Here is a 3353-nt window from a genome sequence, read left to right as displayed (position 1 = left end):
AGCCCCACACCACGAGCCCGGGAAGACCGTGAAACGAGCCGAGACCCTCACCGAACATGTCCGCCTGAAACAGCAGCGAGGTTAAAGATCAAGCTTAGGCGTGGGTGCTTGATGGACGACGCGCCGTGAAATGACCTTTGGTCACGGCACTACACCAGGCTCAGTGTCCTTTGTGCGTACCGCGACGGGGCTGGAGCGCCGACGGGTACTTACGCCCGCGCATTTCGTCCGCTTGCAAGGACGGTACGGCTTCCTCTCCTGAGCCCTGCCGACCGCGTCCCCTCAGCCTTGCCGACCGCGTCGGACCGCCGGCATTCCGGCGGTCCCCGCGCTGCGGCCGGGGTTGCTTTCACGACGGATCGTGCGCCGACACCATTCTCAAGTGGCCCACTCGGCAGTGCGTCTTGGCCGCGGTGAACGATTTCGCATGCGATTCGGCGCTGCCCGCGACGTCGAGCAGTGGTGTGGCTGCCACAGGGCTGGGAGACTGGAAGTCCGTGCGGGCAACAAGCCTCTTCCCACGGGTCGCGCCTTCGAAGCAGTGGGCGCTCACCATTCCGCCACTTCTTGAATCTCCTGACCACTCCCGACATCGGTGTCATGCGCCGCCTGCGGCCGAGGTGCGGCAGCCGGTGAAGCGCAGGCATGGCTGCACGGACAGACCGCAAGGGAAGATCCGTGTCCGCCACACGCTCAGCCGATTTCGAGTAGGCCATCCACACCGCGGACATCTGGCTGAAGGCGGTGTCCGAGGCTTTGGAAACCGAGGACCGGCGCCTCGCCCACAGGGTCCTGCGCACCTGGCTCCTCCAGTCGGCCTCCTGACCGGGCTCGCCCGGGAACGGTGCGGGCCGACGGTGTTGCGTTGGCGGGAGAGCACCGGAGAGAGGGTGACGGGCATGGACATCACGCCGGTGGAGGAGGCCCCGTTCCGCTTCCGTATCGAGCGGCAGGGCTTGATGCGCGTGCCCGGGGTCGTCTTCGCGACGCGGGAGCTTCTGCCGCAAGCGGCCGGGGACAGGGCGCTGGAGCAGGTCGCGAACGTAGCGACCCTGCCCGGCATCGTCCGCGCCTCGTACGCCATGCCCGACGTGCACTGAGGGTACGGCTTCCCGATCGGAGGCGTGGCCGCCACGGATATCGACGCCGGCGGAGTGATCTCGCCCGGCGGCGTCGGATTCGATATTTCCTGCGGCGTACGGCTGCTCGCCGCCGACACTGACAGCGGCCGGCTCGCGCCCCGGTTGCGGACGCTCATGGACATTCTCGGCGACGTGATCCCGCGCGGCATGGGACGCGGCGGCCTGTGGAAGCTGACCGGACGCCCGCAGATGGAGAAGCTGCTGGTCGGCGGGGCCGAGTACGCGGTCGAACGCGGTCACGGCGTGCCACGCGACCTGGTGCGTTGCGAGGACCACGGAGCGCTCCCGGAGGCCGATCCGTCACAGGTCGGGCAGCGGGCCGTGGACCGGGGGCTCCAGCAGGTGGGCAGCCTGGGCTCGGGCAACCACCTCCTGGAGGTGCAGGCCGTGGACCAGGTGTACGACACGGACAGCGCGGCCGCCTTCGGCCTGCGCCCCGGCCAGGTGTGCGTGATGATCCACTGCGGCTCACGCGGCCTGGGACACCAGGTGTGCACCGACCACGTCCGGGTCATGGACCACTCGCTGCGCACCTACGGCATCTCCGTCCCGGACCGGCAGCTGGCCTGCACCCCGGTCGTCTCCCCGCCGGGCCGCGACTATCTGGGAGCGATGGCAGCCGCAGCCAACTACGGCCGCGCCAACCGGCAACTGCTCACCCAGGCCGTGCGCCACGCGTTCGCCACCGCTGCCGGGGTGAGCCTGGACCTGGTGTACGACGTCTCCCACAACACCGCCAAGATCGAGACCCATGACGTGGGCGGCGTACCGCGCCGGCTGTGCGTCCACCGCAAGGGCGCCACCCTGGCCCTGCCCCCCGGCCACCCGAGCCTGCCCGAGGACCTCACCGAGGCTGGGCAGCCCGTGCTGGTCCCCGGGACCATGGGCACCGCCTCGTACGTGATGGTCGGCACACCGGAGAACGACGCGTTTCTGTCCGCTTGCCACGGCGCGGGACGCGTATGGAGCCGCCACCAGGCACTGCGCCGGGTCCGGGGCGAGCAACTGCGCGGGGAACTGGAGGCCCGCGGCATCACCGTCCGCCCGTCTTCCTGGCGCGGGCTCGCCGAAGAGTCCCCGGACGCCTACAAGGACGTCGACGCCGTGGCCGCCGCCACCGAGGGCGCGGGACTGGCCCGGCTTGTCGTCCGCCTGGTACCGCTCGGTGTCGTCAAGGGATGAACCCTCACGCGATACAGTCCGCTTCCCCACGGATGCAGGCTCTTCGGGCACCTGAATCGACATAGGGACAAGGACACCGCGGGGCGCGGATCCGGGACGGTGGCTGCAGGAGTCAAAGGTGCACAAAGCCCGCTGGCGGGGAATGAATCCCCAGCCAGCGGGCTTTCGCGCGTTACGGGGCCGGCCACTTCACCAGCCGCAGATGCCGTCTCGGCTCTTCCTTGGGGACCGCTTGGGGACCAAGGGCTGCCCGGTCGGCGGCGAGGTGTGGTGAGGTGATGAGCGACCCGTGTCCCGCGATCAGGCGTGGCACGTGCGGCGGGACCCCGGCGTCAGCTATCCAGGTCGGGCCCGTGTGCCGTAGATCACGGCGCCGCGGATGTTCATACGGCTCAGCAACGGTGGTCGCCGAATCCGCTCCAGGTGTCAGCCGGGAGTGTTGAAACAGCTGACATTGATGACGACCGTGTTGTTGCCGGCAGGAGAGTTGTCCCCGACGTCCCCGGTGGTGGTGTCACCTGAGGTGACGTAGATGTCGCCGGTGTTGACGCTGCAATTCCGGACGGTGCTGGGAGGCGGAACTTGGTCTCCGTCACAGGCGGCCGCGGTGCCGGTCCCGAGGAGCACCAGGGTGCCGGCGGTTGCGGCCAGGAGGGCCGCCTTCTTCGCGATCTGCATAATTCCTCCGTATGCGTCGCAGCTGGAAATCAACTGGCGATCAGATTTAACAAGGGAAGTCGCGAAAAAGCCGTCTAGGAACGCTGACATTGATCTGCTCGGCCCAATGGCCGTCCCTCTATCACCCCCAATGACGCAGTCGCTGAGGCGGTGGCGGGATGCGTGGTCCTTCGCGGCCGCGCTGAAGCTCGGCGTCCGGGGTCGCCGGTTCGAGCTAACTGTCCACGTCGAAGGCAGTTCCTCGGGCCCTCTAGTACCAACGCCGTGTAGTTAGTGCTGGGTGTTGAGCGTCAAGGGGTGCGGGCGGTCAGGATGTCGATGCTGATGGTGGCTTTGTAGCTGGTTCTGTCG

The 3353-nt window shown here is 68.2% G+C and carries 2 protein-coding genes and 1 pseudogene; 2 read left to right on the top strand and 1 reads right to left on the bottom strand.

Annotated features, from left to right (window positions below; all coding sequences use genetic code 11):
• Positions 1-899: 899 nt before the first annotated feature.
• Both ABZS71_RS35380 and ABZS71_RS35375 read left to right on the top strand, forming a co-directional pair.
• A complete protein-coding gene (locus tag ABZS71_RS35380; protein WP_356216903.1) occupies positions 900-1100 on the top strand; it encodes a hypothetical protein in 201 nt (66 codons plus the stop codon).
• 12 nt (positions 1101-1112) lie between these two features.
• A pseudogene (locus ABZS71_RS35375) lies at positions 1113-2324 on the top strand (RtcB family protein); the annotation flags it as partial.
• Between the two features lie 426 nt (positions 2325-2750).
• On the opposite strand, the gene ABZS71_RS35370 reads toward ABZS71_RS35375, so the two are convergent.
• On the bottom strand, positions 2751-3002 hold the full coding sequence (locus tag ABZS71_RS35370) for a hypothetical protein (protein WP_356216900.1): 252 nt from the start codon (positions 3000-3002) through the stop codon (positions 2751-2753).
• Between the last annotated feature and the right edge of the window lie 351 nt (positions 3003-3353).

It is taken from the genome of Streptomyces sp. NPDC005393 (assembly GCF_040606675.1).
Lineage (GTDB): Bacteria > Actinomycetota > Actinomycetes > Streptomycetales > Streptomycetaceae > Streptomyces.
Note: the sequence above shows the minus strand (reverse complement) of the source record. Positions and strands in the feature narration are given on the sequence as shown.

Coding starts and splice junctions, on each gene's coding strand:
- ABZS71_RS35380 (WP_356216903.1), top strand. CDS start 900: ATGGACATCACGCCGGTGGAGGAGGCCCCGTTCCGCTTCCGTATCGAG.
- ABZS71_RS35370 (WP_356216900.1), bottom strand. CDS start 3,002: ATGCAGATCGCGAAGAAGGCGGCCCTCCTGGCCGCAACCGCCGGCACC.